Source organism: Streptomyces rhizoryzae (genome assembly GCF_023155275.1).
GTDB lineage: Bacteria > Actinomycetota > Actinomycetes > Streptomycetales > Streptomycetaceae > Streptomyces > Streptomyces rhizoryzae.
This window is the reverse complement of record NZ_JALMUV010000006.1, coordinates 60,245-79,529: the sequence shown is the minus strand read 5'-3', so window position 1 is coordinate 79,529 and position 19,285 is coordinate 60,245. Positions and strand designations below refer to the sequence as shown.

The 19,285-nt window shown below is 76.1% G+C and carries 13 protein-coding genes; 5 read left to right on the top strand and 8 right to left on the bottom strand.

Going from position 1 to position 19,285, the window contains the following annotated elements; all coding sequences use genetic code 11:
• Positions 1-129 precede the first annotated feature (129 nt).
• Complete coding sequence (locus MUU72_RS35580) at positions 130-1,041, top strand: SigE family RNA polymerase sigma factor (protein WP_248012486.1); 912 nt, start codon at positions 130-132, stop codon at positions 1,039-1,041.
• A 268-nt stretch (positions 1,042-1,309) separates the two neighbouring features.
• On the opposite strand, the gene sucD is transcribed toward MUU72_RS35580, so the two are convergent.
• From sucD to MUU72_RS07460, 7 genes are all read right to left on the bottom strand, one after another.
• On the bottom strand, positions 1,310-2,194 hold the full coding sequence (gene sucD, locus MUU72_RS07490; RefSeq protein ID WP_066983485.1) for a succinate--CoA ligase subunit alpha: 885 nt from the start codon (positions 2,192-2,194) through the stop codon (positions 1,310-1,312).
• A 22-nt stretch (positions 2,195-2,216) separates the two neighbouring features.
• Positions 2,217-3,395, bottom strand: coding sequence for an ADP-forming succinate--CoA ligase subunit beta (gene sucC, locus MUU72_RS07485; protein ID WP_248012340.1), 1,179 nt, complete (start codon positions 3,393-3,395; stop codon positions 2,217-2,219).
• 1,533 nt (positions 3,396-4,928) lie between these two features.
• Complete coding sequence (locus MUU72_RS07480) at positions 4,929-6,182, bottom strand: hypothetical protein (RefSeq protein WP_248012339.1); 1,254 nt, start codon at positions 6,180-6,182, stop codon at positions 4,929-4,931.
• Positions 6,183-6,276: 94 nt separating this feature from the next.
• Entirely contained in the window at positions 6,277-7,161 is an 885-nt protein-coding gene (locus MUU72_RS07475; protein WP_248012338.1) for a hypothetical protein, read from the bottom strand.
• Between the two features lie 133 nt (positions 7,162-7,294).
• Positions 7,295-8,563: a VWA domain-containing protein gene (locus MUU72_RS07470; RefSeq protein ID WP_248012337.1), complete on the bottom strand. Its 1,269-nt coding sequence runs from the start codon at positions 8,561-8,563 to the stop codon at positions 7,295-7,297.
• A complete protein-coding gene (locus MUU72_RS07465; protein WP_248012336.1) occupies positions 8,560-11,265 on the bottom strand; it encodes a DUF5682 family protein in 2,706 nt (901 codons plus the stop codon). Before MUU72_RS07465 ends, MUU72_RS07470 begins: the two co-directional genes overlap by 4 nt.
• On the bottom strand, positions 11,262-12,389 hold the full coding sequence (locus MUU72_RS07460) for an ATP-binding protein (RefSeq protein WP_248012335.1): 1,128 nt from the start codon (positions 12,387-12,389) through the stop codon (positions 11,262-11,264). The genes MUU72_RS07465 and MUU72_RS07460 overlap by 4 nt, the downstream gene beginning before the upstream one ends.
• 268 nt (positions 12,390-12,657) lie before the next feature.
• Here MUU72_RS07460 and MUU72_RS07455 point away from each other — a divergent pair, with 268 nt between their 5' ends.
• Together MUU72_RS07455 and MUU72_RS07450 are read left to right on the top strand one after the other, a co-directional pair.
• On the top strand, positions 12,658-13,767 hold the full coding sequence (locus MUU72_RS07455) for an SWIM zinc finger family protein (protein ID WP_282503783.1): 1,110 nt from the start codon (positions 12,658-12,660) through the stop codon (positions 13,765-13,767).
• An 83-nt stretch (positions 13,768-13,850) separates the two neighbouring features.
• Positions 13,851-15,542 carry a DUF5691 domain-containing protein gene (locus MUU72_RS07450; RefSeq protein WP_248012333.1) on the top strand — a complete coding sequence of 564 codons (1,692 nt, stop codon included), beginning with the start codon at positions 13,851-13,853 and terminating at the stop codon, positions 15,540-15,542.
• Positions 15,543-15,601: 59 nt separating this feature from the next.
• Here the strand turns inward: MUU72_RS07450 and MUU72_RS07445 are convergent, their stop codons facing one another.
• Positions 15,602-16,060, bottom strand: a complete 459-nt coding sequence (locus tag MUU72_RS07445) for a cobalamin B12-binding domain-containing protein (RefSeq protein WP_248012332.1) — start codon at positions 16,058-16,060, stop codon at positions 15,602-15,604.
• Between the two features lie 364 nt (positions 16,061-16,424).
• Here MUU72_RS07445 and MUU72_RS07440 point away from each other — a divergent pair, with 364 nt between their 5' ends.
• Both MUU72_RS07440 and MUU72_RS07435 read left to right on the top strand, forming a co-directional pair.
• A complete protein-coding gene (locus tag MUU72_RS07440; protein WP_248012331.1) occupies positions 16,425-17,228 on the top strand; it encodes an esterase/lipase family protein in 804 nt (267 codons plus the stop codon).
• Between the two features lie 223 nt (positions 17,229-17,451).
• Positions 17,452-19,209: a M23 family metallopeptidase gene (locus MUU72_RS07435; RefSeq protein WP_248012330.1), complete on the top strand. Its 1,758-nt coding sequence runs from the start codon at positions 17,452-17,454 to the stop codon at positions 19,207-19,209.
• Positions 19,210-19,285 lie beyond the last annotated feature (76 nt).

Sequence of the window (19,285 nt, the reverse complement as noted above, 5' to 3'; positions counted from 1 at the left end):
CCGGAAGTCTCACGCAGCGCTGATGCTGAGCCAGATACAGGTGGCTGCACGGAAGCTGACTGCTCATCAAGCGCCTCGGCTGCCTTCGACGCGCTGTACGCGGCGCATGCCGGGCCGCTGGTGCGGCAGGTGCTGCTGCTGACCGGGCGGGCGCGGCTGGCCCGGCGGGCGGTGGAGCGGGCGTTCCAGGCGGCCTGGCAGCGGTGGCCGGAGGTGGCCGGGGACCCGGATCCGGTGGGGTGGGTGCGGGCGGCGGCGTACGAGTACGCGCTGGCGCCGTGGCGCCGCGCGCTCCCCCGGCTGCGGCCGGCCGAGCGGCCCGGTCCGGGGACGCCCGCGCCGCCGGCGGCCGCCCCGGCGGACCGGGCACTGCTGGCGGCGGTGCTGGCGCTGCCCGTCCCCTACCGGCGGACGCTGCTGCTGCACGACGGGGTGGGGCTGGGGCTGCACCGGACGGCGGTGGAGGTGGAGGCCAGTACCGGGGCGGCGACCGGGCGGCTGACCCACGCCCGGGAGTGCCTGGCCGCGGAGCTGCCGGAGCTGGGGCTGCGGGGCCTGCCGCCGGACCGGCAGGGCGCGGTGCTGCACGCCCGGCTGACGGCGTTGGCGGCGGCCCGCCCGGTGGCGCCGCCGGCCGCGCGGGAGGTGCGGGCCGGCGGGGAGCGGCGGGCCCGGCGGACCACCCGCGCCGGTTTCGGGGCGGCCGGGCTGCTGGCGGTGACGGCGCTGACGGTCTCGCTGAGCACGCCGGACGGCTACCGGCCGCCGCCGCGGCAGCCGGCGGTGGCGGTCCCGTCGGCCCCGGCCGCGCCGTCCGCCGGCTCGTCGGGGGCGAAGGCCGAGGCGGGGGCGAAGGCCGAGGCGGGGAGGAGGGCTGAGCCGGGAACGGCGGTGGGGGCGGGAGCGGAGGCGGTGCAGCAGGCCGGGGAGCCCGGGGGGAAGCGCGGCCACCTGGCGGGCGGGCACGGGACGGGCGGGCACGGGACGGGCGGGCACGGGGCATTGCCGCGCGGGGCCCGGCTCGCGCCGGACGCACGGTGAGGGAGGCGGGCGGTAAGGGCGCCGGGCGGGGCGGTCGCGTCGGCCACGTCGGCGGTGGTCGGGGCGACGAGGGTGGGCGCGGCGGGCCGGGGCACCCGGGGCCTGGGGAGGCGGACGGCCGGGACGGCCGGGGCAATCGGGGTAGCCGGAGTGGTCGGCTTCGTCTGCCGGAGGAACGGCCGTGGGGGGGGGGCCCGGAGAGGGGTGCGGGCCCACGGCCGTGTGCCGGGCGGGCGCCGGACGGGGCGGCCCGCCGGACGGTGCGGCGTCAGCCGGCCAGGATCTCCCGGGCCAGCAGCGCGGTCTCGGACGGGGTCTTGCCGACCTTCACGCCCGCGGCCTCCAGGGCCTCCTTCTTCGCCTGGGCGGTGCCGGACGAGCCGGAGACGATGGCGCCGGCGTGGCCCATGGTCTTGCCCTCGGGGGCGGTGAAGCCCGCGACGTAGCCGACGACCGGCTTGGTCACGTGCTCCTTGATGAAGTCGGCCGCCCGCTCCTCGGCGTCGCCGCCGATCTCACCGATCATGACGATCAGGTCGGTGTCCGGGTCGTCCTGGAACGCCTTGAGGGCGTCGATGTGGGTGGTGCCGATGACCGGGTCACCGCCGATGCCGACCGCCGACGAGAAGCCGATGTCGCGCAGCTCGTACATCATCTGGTAGGTCAGCGTGCCGGACTTCGACACCAGGCCGATGCGGCCGGGCTTGGTGATGTCGCCCGGGATGATGCCGGCGTTGGACTGGCCGGGGGTGATCAGGCCGGGGCAGTTCGGGCCGATGATCCGGGTCTTGTTGCCCTTGGCCTTGGCGTAGGCCCAGAAGGCGGCGGAGTCGTGCACCGCGATGCCCTCGGTGATCACGACGGCCAGCGGGATCTCGGCGTCGATGGCCTCGACGACGGCGGCCTTGGCGAAGGCCGGCGGGACGAAGAGGACGGAGACGTTGGCGCCCGTCTTCTCCATCGCCTCCTTGACGGAGCCGAAGACCGGGACCTCGGTGCCGTCGAAGTCGACGGAGGTGCCGGCCTTGCGGGGGTTCACGCCACCGACGATGTTCGTGCCGTCGCCGAGCATGAGCTTGGTGTGCTTCATGCCCGTGGCACCGGTCATGCCCTGGACGATGACCTTGGAGTCCTTGTTGAGGAAGATAGCCATGGCTGTGGTTGTCCCTCGTCCCTTACTTGGCCGCGGCCAGCTCGGCGGCCTTGTCGGCCGCACCGTCCATCGTGTCCACGCGCTGCACCAGCGGGTGGTTGGCGTCCGAGAGGATCTTGCGACCCAGCTCCGCGTTGTTGCCGTCGAGGCGGACGACCAGCGGCTTGGTGACGTTCTCGCCCTTGGACTTGAGCAGCTCCAGGGCCTGCACGATGCCGTTGGCGACCTCGTCGCACGCGGTGATGCCGCCGAAGACGTTGACGAACACCGACTTCACGTCCGGGTCGCCGAGGATGATCTCCAGGCCGTTCGCCATGACCTCGGCGGAGGCGCCGCCGCCGATGTCGAGGAAGTTGGCGGGCTTGACGCCGCCGTGCTTCTCACCGGCGTAGGCGACGACGTCCAGGGTGCTCATGACCAGGCCCGCGCCGTTGCCGATGATGCCGACCTGGCCGTCGAGCTTGACGTAGTTCAGGCCCTTGGCCTTGGCCGCGGCCTCGAGCGGGTTGGCCGCCGCCTTGTCCTCCAGGGCCGCGTGCTCCGGCTGCCGGAACTCGGCGTTGGCGTCCAGGGAGACCTTGCCGTCCAGGGCGAGGACGTCACCGGAGGCGACCTTCGCCAGCGGGTTGACCTCGACCAGGAGGGCGTCCTCCTTGATGAAGGTCTGCCACAGGGTGACCAGGACGTCGGCGACCTTGTCGGCGACCTCGGCCGGGAACTTCGCCTGGGCGACGATCTCCTGGGCCTTCTCCTTGGTCACACCCTCGTTGGCGTCGACCGGGACCTTCGCGAGGGCCTCCGGCTTGGTGGCGGCGACCTCCTCGATGTCCATGCCGCCCTCGACGGAGGCCATGGCCAGGAAGGTGCGGTTGGTGCGGTCGAGGAGGTAGGAGACGTAGTACTCCTCGGCGATCTCGGGGGCCGTCTCCGCGATCATCACCTTGTGGACCGTGTGGCCCTTGATGTCCATGCCCAGGATCTGGCGCGACTTCTCGACCGCGTCGTCCGGGCTGTCGGCCAGCTTGACGCCGCCGGCCTTGCCGCGGCCGCCGACCTTGACCTGCGCCTTGACGACAGACCGGCCCCCCAGCCGCTCGGTCACCTCGCGCGCCGCCTCAGGCGTGTCGATGACTTCACCGGCCAGCACCGGTACACCGTGCTTGGCGAAGAGGTCCCTCGCCTGGTACTCGAACAGGTCCACGCGCGTCCGTCCCTTGTCTTCTCAGAATCGCCGTAGTGATCGCGGTTCGTTCGTCTGCGATGGGCGTGCCGCGAAGGGCAACGTGACGGCGCTGTCACAGGGGAGGCGTATACACGGTGACCGGATACGCGGCATGTCCGTCTCGCAGGGTATCGCCGGTGGACATGCGTCCCTAAATCGCAGATCACACTCCGGCGGTGATTACTGTCACAGATCTATTGGCCAACTTACTCCGCCGCCACTTTTCCGCAGGGCCGCGACGGCGCGCCGGAAGTATTTCCCAGGACCGGACACCCCCGGGCGCCGCTCCCCCGCCACCCGCCGTGCACACCCCCGCCATGCGCCGTTCGGGCGCCGAACACACCGGTCGCGCCGATCGCGCCGTACGCCCCGATCCGGCCCCCGGCCCCCGGCCCCCCGGCCCGCCGGGGCGCGCCAGGGCGGGGGTCCTCCGCCGGGGGAGACGGCGCCGAGGGCGCGCACAGTTCTCCACGGAGGCGCCCGGAAACCCATGCGCCGCTTCAACTCGCCGTGGTGGAAGCCGGGTTGCCGCCTCGCGCACGAGCAGCCCCGAGCCGCCGGACGGACACACGGGGCCGTCTCCCTCCCGTACGGACAGGACCACGCAGATCGTGCGGACCACACGGAGAGCATGGCGAACACGGAGAACGGGTCCTCCCGCACCGGCTGCCGATGCGGAGCGCTCGGGGAGCGGCGGGCGAGGCCCTGAGGAGTGGCCGAGGGGGCGCAGCACGGGCCCGGTCACCGCCCCTTCCGCACCCGCTCCCGGCCTTTCTCGATTAATCGTCGGCACTTTGAAGTGACCGGCGAGGGAAATGCCGACGCATACGCTCTACGACCTCCCCGGCGCCTCCACCGAAGTTCCTCCCGGCAGCCGCCGCAGCGCCCCACACCGTGACGCTCCCGGCGCCCCGCACCCCTCGGCCACACCCGGCGCGGACTGCTGAACCAACCGGCCCGGATCACCGGCTTCTCACGGCGGGCCGGTCACGGTGATCGCCCCCGGGCGCCAAGGCGGGCGCCGACGCGGAGGCCACGGCAGGAGGCCCACCACAGGCCGTACGCTCCCTGGCAACGCAGCCTCGGCTCCCACAGCAAGGATGCGACGGCTTGAACCGGGGGCGCCGCCTGGGGCCGGGTCGCCTCGGCCTTCCCAATTCCGGCGGCGGAGCGCCAGGTTCAGCGACCAACTCCGCAATTACCCTGATGCGGCGGGGCATTCAGGCCACCAATCCGTCTGGAGACGAGCCCCCTCCCGGAATACCCCCCGCCCCGCCGTCGTTGTGGACCCGCAGGGGGGCCTCGCGCCCCCTAAGGGATCCGTTCCCCTCCCCCCTACGGAAAAAGCCGGGTGGCCCTCCCCCACAGAGGACCACCCGGCGTTTTTCACGGGGCGGGTCGAGGTGATCCCCACATCACCTCGTCCGCCTCATCCGGCGTCACGGTGGCACCGGCCGCACGTCACCGCCGTGACCTGCGGACCGCCGCGCACCGTGCTGGCGGCCGGACGGTTCAGAGGCCCTGGACCGGCAGGGCGGGCAGCGCCGGCACGTTGGCGGCGTTGGTCAGGTCGGCCAGGTTGGCGGGCACGGCCGGGACGGCAGGCACCGACGGGACCGACGGGACGGCGGGGACGGAGGGAACGGAGGGAACGGAGGGGATCGACGGGGCCGAGGGCACGGACGGGACGGACGGGAGCGAGGGGACGATGCCGGTCGGGGCCAGGCTCTGCGCACCGGCGGCGGTGGTCACCGCGGTGCCCTTGGCGTCGGCCACCACGACGGTGGCCAGGCCCTGCGCGAACGGCACGGCGTCGCTGCCCACGCCCTGCGCCAGCTCCGTGGCGTGCCCGGCGACACCCTGCGCGAACGGCACCGCCGCGCCCTTGGCGCTCTCGACGAACAGCTGCACCCGGCCGTTGACGACCGACACGAACGGCGTGGCCTGGCGCGCCGCGTCACCGGCGAGCGCACCGGCGTCGCCGACCGCGCCCTGGGCGACCGGCAGGACCTTCGCGACCGTCCGGCCGGCGACCGGCGGCAGCACATCGGCGGCGGTGCGGTCCGCCACCGGGCGGGCGGTGGCCAGCGCGCCCTGGGCCTGCTTGGTCAGCTGCTCGGGACGCAGCCCCGCACCCGCGAGACCGGCCAGCAGGTTGTCGGCCGAGCCGGGCGCCTTCGGCAGAGCGGGCACCTTCGGCAGCGCCGGCACACCGGGCAGGCCCTTCGGCAGGCCGCCGGGCAGCCCGGCGGTCGGCACACCGGGGACGGCGGGCAGCTTCGGCGCGGCCGGCAGTCCGCCGTTCACCAGCTTGCCGGCCTTGCCCAGGTCGGCCTTCCCGGCGGCCTTGGTGACCTTCTTGACGGTCTTGGCGGCCTGCTTGGCGTCGGCGGCCTTCTGCACGTCACCGGTGTTCAGGGCCGGCAGCCCGGCACCGTCGACGAGGTGGCGCACGCCGTCCACCACACCGCCGGCCTGCGGCAGCCCGCCGGTGGGCAGCTGACCGGCCGTGACGCCGCCGCCGAGGGTCCCGGTCGCCTTGCCGGCCACGCCGTTCACCGTCGAGGTGACGGTGCCGGCGGTCTTCTGGACGGTGCCGGTGACCGCGCCGGTGGGCAGGTGCTGGGCGGCGCCGGTGACCGTGCCGACCGCGGGCAGGTCCGGGGTGGCGGGCAGTTCGGCGGCGTTGGCGGCGACGGAGCCCAGGGCCCACAGGCCGGTGGCGGTGGCGGCGACGGCGATGGAACGGCGGATGTTCGAGCGCATGATGGGTGATGTCCTTCGAATTCGGGAGGTTCAACGGGCAGACCTGTGCCACCCCCGCGTGGCAGGTCTTGTCAGACGCGGAGTGCGGTCTGCCCTAGCCGGGGAATTCGAGGATTTCTTCGGCGCGGCGGCGCGTCGGGGCGCCGTCGGCCGTACGGACGCCACCGGGCAGGAGCCGGAAGCGCGGGAGGTCCGCCGTGGCGGCGGCGTGCTGGTCGCCGCCGCGGGGGCCGTGGCCGTCGCCCGCGGTGTGCGGGGCGGGTGCGGCGGGGCCCTGCGGGCACGGGCCCGGCAGGCCGTGGTGGCCGGCGTCCCGCTGCGTGACCGCGGCGGGCCGGGGCTGCGCGGCAGCCGGGTGGTGCACCACGGAGGTGCAGTGCGCCGGGCGGAACAGGTGCGGTGCGGACGGGCCGGAGCCCGGCACCGCCGTCCCCTGACCCGGCCGGGCGTCACCGGGTGCGCCGCCGTGTGCGGGCGTACCGCCGTCGCCGGGCCGTCCCGGGTGGGTGCCGGCGGGGAGGTGGACGGGCAGCGCGCCGCCGATCCGGTCCCCGATGCCGCCGATCCGCCCGACCGTGCCGGTCACGTCGTCCACCGGGCCGGTCAGCCGGCCGGTGACCGGCGCGGCGGCCTGCTCGGCGGGGCGCACCGCGTCCTCGACCGTGGCCGCGGCGGCGTCCGCCCGGCGGGTGAGTGCGGTGCCGTCCGCCGCGCCCTGCCGCGCCGGTGTGTCCCCGGACTCCGGCAGCGGGCCGGTGTCCTGCGGGGCGGTGGCGTGGGCCGGGGTGTCGGCCCCGGTCAGGGCGGGTGCGGCCGGGTGGCCGCCGGCGGGCGTCCGGTCGGCGGCGTGTGCGCCGGTGCCGAACGCGAAGCCGAGGAGGACGAAGCCGATCAGGAAGAGCCCCGCCAGCAGTGCGCGCCGCGCGGCCACGGTGCGCGGCAGGCGCACGGCGGCAGGCAGGACGAACACAGCAGGCACGAGGGGACCTTCCCAGAGGGACGGGGACAGCCGGGCACAGTGCCTCGGTGTCGCGCGCGTCACGGGTGATCGAGCGATGCCCTGATCCTTGCACGACCCGCCAGGTGCCATGCAAGTCCCGCCGGGCTTCCTGTCACCGTTGCTCCGCCATGTCCGGTATGGGTAGCGGCCTTTTCTCCAACGCGGCGGCCATCACCTCCGGGAAACGGTCGGGCGTACAGGCGAACGCCGGTATCCCGAGGGCGGCGAGGGCCGCCGCGTGCTCGCGGTCGTAGGCCGGGGCACCGTCGTCGGAGAGCGCGAGCAGGGTCACGAACCGCACTCCGGACGCCTGCATCGCGGCGACCCGTTTGAGCATCTCGTCGCGGATGCCGCCCTCGTAGAGGTCGCTGATGAGGACGACGACGGTGTCGGCGGGGCGGTCGATCCGCTGCTGGCAGTAGGCCAGCGCGCGGTTGATGTCCGTACCGCCGCCGAGCTGGGTGCCGAACAGCACGTCCACCGGGTCGGTCAGGTGCTCCGTCAGGTCGGTGACGGCGGTGTCGAAGACGACCAGCCGGGTCTTCAGGGCGCGTACGGACGCCAGGACCGCGCCGAACACCGAGGCGTACACCACGGAGGCGGCCATCGACCCGGACTGGTCGATGCAGAGCACCACGTCCTTCCGCACGGTGCGGTCGGCGCGGGCGTATCCGATGAGCCGTTCGGGGACGACGGTGCCGTGGTCGGGGAGGTAGTGGCGGAGGTTGGCGCGGATGGTGCGGTCCCAGTCGATGGCGCGGTGGCGGGGGCGGGCGGTCCGCGCGGCGCGGTCCAGTGCGCCGGTGAGGACGGCGCGGGTGCGGGTGGCCAGCCGGTTCTCCAGGTCGGTGACGACCTTGCGGACGACGGCGCGGGCGGTCTCCCGGGTGGTGTCCGGCAGCATCTTGTTCAGGGAGAGCAGGGTGCCGACCAGGTGGACGTCGGGTTCGACGGCCGCGAGCATCTCCGGTTCCAGCAGCAGGGTGGCCAGGCCGAGGCGGTGGATGGCGTCCCGCTGCATCACCTGCACGACGGGGGACGGGAAGTACGTCCGGATGTCGCCGAGCCAGCGCGCCACCTGGGGCGCGGACGCGCCGAGGCCGGCCGCCCGGCTGCCGCCGTCGCGCGGGCCGCGGCCGGGGCGCTGCTGCGGCCGCCGGCCGTAGAGCGCCTCCAGGGCGCCGTCCATCGCGGCGTCGCGGCCGCGGAGTTCGCCTCCGGTGCCGTCCGCGCCGGCCCCGCCCAGCACCAGCCGCCAGCGCCGCAACCGCTCCGCGCCCTCGGCGCCCCCCGCGGCGCGGGCTGCCGTGGTGGTCGTCGGCCTTCCTGCGGTCGCCTCCGGCCCGCCTGTGGTTGTCTCCGGCCCGCCCGTGGTCGTCATCGGCCCGCCCCCGTTCGTCTGTTGGTTTGCGGTACCGCCATCGCTGGCGGGCCCGCCGTGGCTCCGTCTCCGCCCCCGTTGTCCTGAGGGCTGCCGTGCCCCTCTCCCCGGCCGGCGCCCGACGGCCCGGGCCCAGGGGCGGGCCCGGGAGCGGGGTCCCCTTCCTCGTAACCGTGCTGGGGTATGCCCAGCAGGAGGTGGAGGGTGGGGAGGACGGCGGCGGCGCGGTCGCGGTCCAGGCCGGGGCCGAAGCCGGGCGCCGCGGCGTCCGCGGAACCGGCCCCCCGGTGGTCGGGCGCGCCCACGGGGCCTCGGCGGACCAGTTCGCCGAGGGTGCGCCGCGCCCCGGCGTCGTACTCCGCGAAGGTGCGCCGCAGCAGTGGCAGGACGTCGGTGAACGCGGCGTCCGGGACGCCGGTCAGCCAGCCGTCCACCAGGGCCAGCAGCCGTTCGTCGTGGACCAGCAGCAGGCCCCCGTCCGGGCCGCCGACGAAACCCTCGATCCACCCGGCGGCATCGGTGGGCCGGTTACCGGGCGAGAGGGCCTGGGCCATCAGCCGCTCCGCACCGCCGTCCGCCAACCGGCCGCCGTCCAGCAGGAGTCGGGCGGCCCGGCCGCGCAGCAGCCCGGGGACGGTGTCCCGCCCCGCGAGCGTCCCGAGCACTGCCGCCCACCGCTCCCGCAGTGGCTCAGCCGCTGCTCCACCGGCCGGCCGGTGCGGGACGGGCTCCGCCTGGCCCTCCGTCGCCTGGGCGAGGAGGGCGACGGCCCCGTGGGTGGCGTCGAGGTGGCGGCGCAGCTCGGCGGCGCCGTCCGCGTCCAGGCCGGTGCAGGCCGGGGGCAGGCCGACGAAGATCCGGTCGGCCAGGCCGAGGGCCACCGCGCGCAGCGCCGCGGCGTCGGTGCCCCGGACGTCCCCGTAGCGCACCGCGCGGACCAGTGCGGGCAGCGCGTGGGCCAGGTGGCCGACGTCCGCGTCCAGGGCGGCGCGGTCGGCCAGGGCCCGCATCACCACCGGCAGCGCGGCGGGGAGCGCGGCGCGCAGGCAGCGCTCGGCGAGCGCGGTGACGTCCGCGAGGGCGGTGGCCGCCAGGGCGTCCGCGGCGGCCTTGGTGGTGGCCGCGCCGAGCACCGTGGTGCCCCAGATGCCGGCCTCCGCGACCCGCACCGCCAGTTCCGGCTCCCAGCGCAGCCGCCAGGTCTCCCGGAAGGTGCCGGTGCCGGCCCGGGAGCGGGCGGGCTCGCCCCAGGGGATGTCCAGCAGCCGCAGCCGGTGCAGGAGGTGGCTGCGTGCGGTGTCGGTCTCCTTGCGCAGGTCCAGCTCCACCTGGCGCTCACCCGCTTCCGGTGTGAGCCGCAGCGTGCGCCGGATGCGGTCGAGGTCGCGCTGGAGCGGGACGGCCGGGGCCCCCTCCGGCACTCGGCCCAGGGCGTCGCCGACCACCAGCCGGTCGTGGATGAGCGCCAGCGGTACGTCGGATCCGGCGCTCATCACGGCCCGTACCGCGTCGTTGAGTTCGGCGAGGCCGGGCAGCGGGCGGTCGCGGACCGCGGCGAGCCCCTCGGCGAGCCGTACCGCCTCGATGACGTGGGCGGACGAGACCGGGTAGTCCTCGTCGCGGAGCAGCCGCGCGGCCTTGGTCAGCCAGCGCTCCACAGGGCGGTCGGGGGCCTCGAAGAGGTGGCCGTACCAGCCGGGGGAGGCGATGCCGGCGCCGTAGCCGCTGCGCCGGGCCAGCCGCCGGTGCGTCCAGGGCACCCAGGTCAGCGCCGTCCTGACCTTGGGCAGGCCCTTCAGGAGCTGCCGGTCGGCGGTGACCGTGCGCCGGCCGGCCAGCGCGGGGACGTGCCAGGCGCCGCAGACCACGGCGACCCGGTCCCCGAACTCCCGCCGGGCGGCGTGCAGTCGGAGCCGCATATGGGCCTCGCGCAGCGCGTCATGGGGGTGGCCGCCGTCACCGTACACCGCCCGCAGCTCCGCCATCGCTTCGGCGAGCGCGGCGAACGGGGCCAGCGCGTCCGCCCCGTCACCGCCCGCCCCGTCGCCGTTCGGCCCGTCACCGTTCGGTCTGTCGCCGCCGGCTCCGCGGTGCTCGATCACGTCCTCCCACCAGCGCTCGGGGTCGCCGTGACCGGCGGCCTCGGCCAGCGCCCGCAGCGGGTCCACGCGGAGCGCGTCCGTACGGGGCGCATCCGTCCGGGACGGGGCCGTCCCCGACGGGTCCGTGCGCTCCCCCGAGCCGGACGCGCCGGACGCGCCGCCCTCCCCCTCCCCGGCCGCCCCCGCAGCCGCCTCCATGCCTCGCCCCGTCCCCGGCCGCGTCTCCGGCGCCGGCCCGGTCCCCGGCTCGCTCTCCGGGGCCGTCATGGCCAACGTATGGGCCGCCGGCAGGTCGATGAAGCGCACCGGAACCCCGTGCTCCAGGGCCCAGCGCAGCGCCACCCACTCCGGGGAGAACGCCGCCAGCGGCCAGAACGCGGCCCGCCCCGGGTCGTCCACGGCATGGGCCAGCAGGGCCACCGGCGGCCGCATGTCCTCCTGCGCGGCCAGCGGCACCAGCTCGTCCGCCTCCGGGGGCCCCTCGATGAGCACCGCACTGGGCGCGCACCGCTCCAGGGCGGCCCGTACCGCCCGCGCCGATCCGGGTCCGTGGTGCCGCACCCCGAGCAGCACCGGCCCGGCCCCGCTCGCCCCGTTCATCCGCTCACCTCCCGGCAGGCGCGGTAGAAGTCCTGCCAGCCGTCGCGCTCCCGGACCACGGTCTCCAGATACTCCTGCCAGACGACCCGGTCGGCGGCCGGGTCGCGGACCACCGCGCCGAGCAGCCCGGCCGCCAGGTCGGCGGGGCGCAGCACCCCGTCCCCGAAGTGGGCGGCGAGCGCGAGGCCGCTGGTGACCACCGAGATGGCCTCGGCGGTGGAGAGCGTCCCGGACGGGGACTTGAGCTTGGTGCGGCCGTCGGCGGTGCCCCCGTCCCGCAGCTCCCGGAAGACCGTGACCACCCGCCGGATCTCGTCCATCCCCCGGGGCGCGGGCGGGAGGTGGAGGCCGTGCCCGATCTGCTCGACCCGGCGGGCGACGATGTCCACCTCCTCCTCGGGGGTGGCGGGCAGCGGCAGGACGACGGTGTTGAAGCGGCGGCGGAGGGCGCTGGAGAGGTCGTTGACCCCGCGGTCGCGGTCGTTGGCGGTGGCGATCACGTTGAAGCCGCGGACCGCCTGCACCTCCTGGCCCAGCTCCGGTATCGGCAGGGTCTTCTCCGACAGGAGGGTGATGAGGGTGTCCTGGACGTCGGCCGGGATCCGGGTCAGCTCCTCGACCCGGGCGGTCATCCCCTCGGCCATCGCCCGCATCACCGGGCCGGGCACCAGGGCGTCCCGACTGGGGCCGTGGGCGAGCAGCTGGGCGTAGTTCCAGCCGTAGCGGATGGCTTCCTCGGGCGTGCCGGCGGTGCCCTGCACCAGCAGTGTGGAGTCGCCGCTGACCGCCGCCGCCAGATGCTCCGACACCCACGTCTTGGCGGTGCCGGGCACACCGAGCAGCAGCAGCGCGCGGTCCGTGGCGAGGGTGGCCACCGCGACCTCGACGAGCCGCCGGGGGCCGACGTACTTGGGCGTGATGACCGTGCCGTCGGCGAGCGTGCCGCCGAGCAGGTACGTCGCGACCGCCCACGGTGAGAGCCGCCAGCGCGCGGGCCGCGGCCGGTCGTCGGCCGCCGCGAGGGCCGCCAGCTCCTGCGCGAAGGCGACTTCGGCGTGCGGCCGCAGGGCCTCCCCGGCCGCGTCGCGCGCGCCGTCCGCCGTCGTGGTGCCGTTCTCGGTCATGCTTCCCCCTCGTCGCACGATGCGCGGCCGGCACCCCGCGAACTCCCGCCGGCCGCTTGCGTTTCCAAGCCTGCACCAGACCACTGACAACGCCCCGAAAACCACATCTGACCTGTGCGTACGCCGCCGCGCAGGGCGATTGTCAGTGGTCGGCCGTAGCGTCGATGACAGGAAATCCGAAACCGGTCGGCACGCCGGCCGGACCGGCCCGCGCGCCGGGACGGGCAGCGCACGGCCGGGCTCGACGGGAATCCGCAGGGGGGACGACATGACAGCGCCCGAACGACAGGAACCACACAAGGCGAACCGGCCGGCTCAGCCGCCTGAACCAGCCCGGCCGCCCAAGGCGAACGAACCACCCCCACCGCCCGAACGGCGCCAGTCCGCCGCCGCGCGGCGGCGGGCCGAGCGGCGGCTGGAGCGGATCGCGGCCGGCGCCACGGAGTTGGAGCAGCGGCTGGAGGACCTGCTGCACACCGGCCTCTCCGCGGCGCTCCGCACGGACGGGGACGGCTCCGGCCCGGGCGGGGCCGGGAGCGCCGGCGCGTGGGACGAGACCGCCGCCCGCATGGTCGACGCCCAGGCACCCGGACTCGCCGCCCGGGCACGGGAGTTGGGGTCGGTGGCCGGCTCCGGGCCGGACTGGCCGTCCCGCCTCCTGGAGGGGTGCGCCCTGCTGCACCTCCTCGACCAGGGCTTCCTGGACGTCGAGCGACTCCCGGCCGCGCTCGCGGCGACGGTCCGGAGCCGCGTCGGCCTGACCACGGAGGCCGCGGACGTCCTGTCCGGGCCGGACACCGTGACGGTCCGGGACCGCTGGCTGGTGCTCGCCCAACGGGACGGCGCGGAAGGGCCGTTGACCGCCCGCCGGATCTACCTGCGCGGGGAGCGGACGGGCCGGATGGCCCTGCACCTCTCCTACGGCGGCCCGCACCGCCCCCTGGACGTGTCCCTGCCGCCCGGCGTGCTGCTCGACGCCGAGCTGGCCTACTACCCCGGAGCCCGGCCCCTGCGCGCCGCCCTCGGTGCCCGGCACGCCCCGGCGGCCCCGGGCCCGGTCCCGTCCGGCTGCGGGATCGACGCCGCCCTGGCCGCGTACGGGCACGCGCTGCGCGAGGACCCCTGGCTGGACTCCTGGCCGGTGGTCCTCACGGACGTCACGCCCCTGCCCGGCGGGCCGGACGGCGGCTGGCAACTGGCCGACGCGGACGGCGAGTCGGCGCTCCCGCTGGACCGGCGCCGCCTGGGCCGTGCGGCGCTGTGGCAGCTGGTCTCCCTATCGGGCGGCGCGCCGGTCACGGTCTTCGGCGAGTGCGGCCACCGGGGTTTCCTGCCGCTCACGGTGTGGGATCCCGCACCGGTGCCGCTCTCCCCGTGACCTCCGGGGCCGCCGTCTCCGCACTCCCTTCCCGTCCCCGACCCCACCTCACCCGCACCCTCACCCTCGCCCGGAGGCAGTGCATGACGACCACATCCGCGACCACACCACCCACACCGGCCCCCGCACTCACCCCTCCCACACCGTCCGCCGCCCCGGCCGCGCCCCACCCCGCTCCCTGGCCCGAGCTGGTGCGGGCCGCGCTCCTCGGCACCGGGCGGCGCACCCCGCCGGTGGCCGTGCGGCCCGGGCAGAGCCCCGCGGCGGCGCTGCTGGACGCCGCGGCGGTGAGCACCCTGCGGCGGCGCGCCGCACTGCGCCCCGCGCCGGCCGGTGAACGGCCCGCCCCGGCCCCCGCAGACCCGCGCCCCGCGCTGCCGCCCGCCGCCCGGCGCCGGCTGGCACTGCTGCTCGCCGACCGCGGCCCGGGGGCCGAGGGCCGGCGCGGCACCGACCCCGATCTCACCGAACTGCTCCCCCAGTGGCTGGCCGCCGCCGGCACGCACGGCTACCGCGCCCCCGAGGCGCTGCTCCCCGCGCTGCTGGACGTCGCCCGGGCCCGGACGGACCTGCGCCCCGCCGCGCTCGCCCTGGCGGGCCCCCGCGGCCTGTGGCTGGCCCGGCTCAACGACGACTGGAAGTTCGCCCTCCGCGGCACCGCCGGCCCGTTGGCGCTCCCGGACGGCACCGCCCCCGAGGCGGTGCGGCGGCGGTGGGAGGAGGGCCTGTTCGCCGAGCGGGTGGCCCTGCTGACCGCGGTGCGCCGCCGCGACCCGCAAGCCGGTCTGGAGCTGCTCGCCACCACCTGGGCGACCGAGCGCGCCGAGGACCGGATGCTGTTCCTGGACTGCCTGGGCGAGACGCTGACGGCGACCGACGAGCCGTTCCTGGAGCAGGCGCTGTCCGACCGCAGCCGGACCGTCCGCGGCACCGCCGCCGCGCTGCTCTCCGCGCTGCCCGGCTCCGCGCTCGGGGCGCGGATGGCCGCGCGCAGCCTGGCCTGCGTCCGGCTGTCCCGGCCGGTCCCCGGTGGCCCCGGGGCGCTCGCCGTCGATCCGCCGCGGGTCTGCGACGCCGGGATGCAGCGGGACGGCGTCACCGGGAGACCGCCCTCGGGCCGGGGGGAACGGTCCTGGTGGCTGGGTCAGTTGGTGGCGGCGACGCCGCTGGACCGCTGGCCCGGCCACCTCGGCGGCCGCACCCCGGCGGAGATCGTCGCGCTCCCGGTGGCCGGCGACCGGCGGACGGAGCTGCACGACGCCTGGTGCCGGGCGGCGGTCCGCCAGCGGGACGCCGCGTGGGCGCGGGCGCTGCTGGGTGCCCCGGGCGACCCGGACCAGGCCGCCGCCGAGCTGGCCCCGGCCGGCTCGTCCCGGGATCTGACGAAGCTGCTGACCGTGCTCCCGGGGGACGAACGGGCGCGGTGGGTGGCCGAGTTCATCGCGGTGCACGGCCTGGCGGACGCGTTCCGGATGCTGGGGGTCTGCGCCGTCCCCTGGTCCGAGCCGCTGGGCCGGGCGGTGGTCGACGCGCTGGACATCGCCCGGGACGCCGGGAGCTATCCGTGGAGTTTCAGCGGGGTGATGGGCCTGGCCGAGCGGTGCCTGGACCCGGCGGCGGCCGACCGGCTGGAGATGCTCACCGCGGTCACCGACGAGCCCGAGGGCGCCTCCCCGGGCGCCGGCGGCTACTGGTCCGAGGCGTTCCAGCGCCTGGTGGGCACCCTCCGGCTGCGCGCCGCCATGCACGCCGAGCTGGCCGGGGAGCCGTCATGACCGCCCCGGCCGCCCGGTGCCCCCGGGCGGCGGGCGGCCGTACGGTCCGCGCGGCGCGGTCAGACCGCCAGCGGGCGGACGTGGGCGTTGACCCACTCCACGATCGCGGCGGTGGTCGCGCCCGGGGTGAAGATCTCCGCGACGCCCTGTTCCTTCAGCGGGGCGATGTCCGCCTCGGGGATGATGCCGCCGCCGAAGACCTTGATGTCCGCCGCGTCGCGCTCCTGGAGGAGGGCGAGCACCTTCGCGAAGAGGGTGTTGTGCGCCCCGGAGAGGATGGACAGCCCGATCGCGTCGGCGTCCTCCTGGATCGCGGTGTCGACGATCTGCTCCGGCGTCTGGTGCAGCCCGGTGTAGATCACTTCCATGCCGGCGTCGCGCAGCGCCCGGGCGATGACCTTGGCGCCCCGGTCGTGCCCGTCGAGTCCCGGCTTGGCGACGACGATCCGGATCGGCCCCGACCGGCCCGCCGCGCCCTGGCCCTCCGCCTGCGTCCCGTCTTGCCGCGCCACACTCATCACTGCCTCCAAGCCATGCGCGGCACCCCCGAGGCGGTGCCGCCGAGCCGACATTCGGTCGCGCCACCGCGATCCGGCGGCCACGAGCGTGAACGAACGTTATCTACAGCATCCCGTACGCAGCCGTTTCGTGACATCCGGCGAGGGGGAAATCACACACGGGACACATTCACCACGCGCCGCGTGCCGCGTGTCGCGCCGCCACCGGGACCGCCCGGCGCGGCGGGCGCGGGCCGGGCGCCCGGGAAGTCGCAGCCGGGCCACCGCGCGGGACCGCCGCCGCACCGCCCTCGCCGCTCACGGCTTCCCGCGAGGGCATACGGGGGTCACCGCCGCCTTCCGCATGCCGTTCGGGAGGTCGGCCATGGGGGCTCTGCCCGTTCTCTCCGCATCCCTTCTCCGCAGCACCCTGGTCGATCTGGCGGTGCTCGCCGCCCATCTGGCGCTCTATCCGACGGGTATCGCCCAGGAGCGGCCCCTGCCCGCGCCCCCGGCGGACGGTGCGCCGGCCCGGCTCCCCACCGAGGGCCGCGCCCGCCCGCCGGTGCTGCTGCTCCACGGCTTCGCCGACAACCGCTCGGTCTTCGTCCTGCTGCGCCGCTCGCTGCTCCGCCACGGCTGGTGCCACGTCGAGGCGCTCAACCACTCCCTGCTGACCTGCGATCTGCGCCGGGCCGCGGAGCTGCTGGGGCGCCATGTGGAGGAGCTGTGCGCCCGGACCGGCCACGGCCGGGTGGATGTCGTCGGCCACAGCCTGGGCGGCCTGATCGCCCGCTATTACGTGCAGCGGCACGGCGGCGACGCCCGGATCCGGACGCTGGTCACGCTCGGCACCCCGCATGCCGGCACCCGCGTCGCGCCCCTGTTGTCGGCCCACCCGCTCGTCCGCCAGATGCGCCCGGATTCCGCCGTGCTCGCGGAGTTGGCGCGTCCGGCGCCGCACTGCCGGACGCGGTTCGTGGCGTTCTGGAGCGAGGCGGACCAGGTGATGGTGCCGGCCACGGCCGCCCGCCTGGACCATCCCGACCTGCGCGCGGTGAACGTCCGGATCGCCGGCGTGGGGCATCTGGCGCTGCCGGTCAACGCCGCGGTGGCGGCCGGCGTCCGGTCCGCGCTGGCCGCGCCGGAAGCGGCCATTTCCGGCCAAGGTGCGCTCTCGGTGGCCTGATCCTTTCATTTGCCGCCACCGAACGGCCACTTGGGGGCCATCCCGGCGCCCCGACGTCGAACGATCCTCGAACGTGCCGCCAAGATTCCGTTTCGCGCACACCCCGAAAGCGCCCGGATGCCCGGCGTCGCCGAGCCCGAAACCCCGGGAAGATTGTCGCCGTCGTGTACCGCCGGGTACAGTCGCCGCTAATTCTCCTGCAGCCGAGGCGAAAGAGAAGTTGGTGGACGACCGTCACCCGTCAGGGGCTCAGCTTCCGACCGCCCCCGCTTCCGATGCCTCCCGGGCGCACGCCCCGGCATACGGCGACGACGACCCCCTCTTCGGCGCGCACCCCGGCGGCTACGACCAGGGCCCCTACGTCCCGGCCGGCCACTCCACCGACGCCTACGCCACCGGCAGTTACCCCACCACCGGGTACGACACCGGCTACGGCACCCCCTCCTACGACACCGCCGGCTACGACACCGCCGCCTACGGGGCCCCCGGCTACGACCCGTACGCGCACACCGCCTACGACGCCCCCGCCTACGGCACCCCGGCGTACGACGGCCCCGGCTACGGCGGCGACGGTACGGCCGCCTACGGCACCGGCCACGGCAGCGCGGCGTACGGCACCGGGGCGTACGGGAGCGGCGCGGGCTACGACGGCGGCTCCGGCGCGGACTTCGGCGCTCCGGACACCGGTTACGACGGCGGCGGAGCGGCGTACGGCACCGGCGTCCACGCAAGCGCCACCGGGGCCGCGTACGGCGACGGGAGCGGCGCCACCGCCCCGTACGACACCGGGGGTTACCCCGCGGCGGCGTACGGCACCGACCCGTACGGCACCGGCTACGGCGCCCCGGCCCACGACGGCGCCGCCTTCGCGGCGGCCGCCACCGTCCTCCAGGAACCGGTCGGTTACGAGGCCACCGCCGTCTGGTCGACCACGGACTACGCGGACGCCCCGGTCCTGCCGGCCGACCTCGCCCCCGGCATCCCGGCCCAGGCCGGCCCGCCCGCGGACGACACCGTGGTGTGGGACGCCCTGCCGGCCGCGTTCGCCGGGGCGGACCAGGAGGGCGGCCGGGAAGGCGCCGGCCCCGCCGAGGGTTCCGGTTCCGGCCCGGCGTCGATCGCCGACGCGATGACCCAGGCGATGCCGATCACCGCCGTCCCGGACGAACCCGTACCGGACGAGCCCGCCCCGGCCGCCCGGCGAAGCGGCGGAGCCGCGGCGGGCAAGGCGGTCCGCGGTGGCAGCCGGGGCCGGCGCCGCCAGGCCAAGCGGTCGGCGCTGCTGACCGTCGCGGTGCCCTCGGTCGCCGCGATGGGCGTCTGCGCCGCGGCCGCGGCCTCGGTCAGCCAGTTCGGCGGGGACACCAAGGACGAGGCGGCGCACACCGCCCCGGACGCCGGCGCCGCGAAGCGGACCACCGCGGCCAACAAGAAGCTCGACTCCCAGCTCGCCGGACTCAGCGCCAGCGCCCAGGACTTCCGCGAGCGGGCCAGCCGCACCCAGGAGCGGCTGGACCTCAAGGAGCGCCAGGAGCAGGAGCGCAAGCGCAAGGCGGAGGAGGCGGCCCGCAAGGAGGCGATGCGGCCCAAGTTCGTGCTGCCGGTCACCCAGCACGGGCTGAGCGCGCTCTTCGGCCAGGCCGGGATGAACTGGATGTCGGTGCACACCGGCATCGACTTCCCGGTCGACACCGGCACCCCCGTCAGGGCCGCCACCGACGGCACCGTCCGGACCAAGTGGAACTCCGCCTACGGCAACATGGCGATCGTGACCGCGCCGGACGGCACCGAGACGTGGTACTGCCACCTGAGCAGCACCAGGATCCGGTCCGGCACGGTCAAGGCCGGCGACACCATCGCCTACTCCGGCGACTCCGGGAACTCCACCGGCCCGCACCTGCACTTCGAGGTGCGCCCGGGCGGCGGCGCGGCGGTCGACCCGCTCCCGTGGCTGCGCTCGCACGGTCTGAACCCGTACTGAGCACCTCCGGAGAGCCGCGGGCCCCCGCCCCACCGGGCGCGGGCCGCGCAGCGCCTCCCTCGGGCACCCCCAGGGG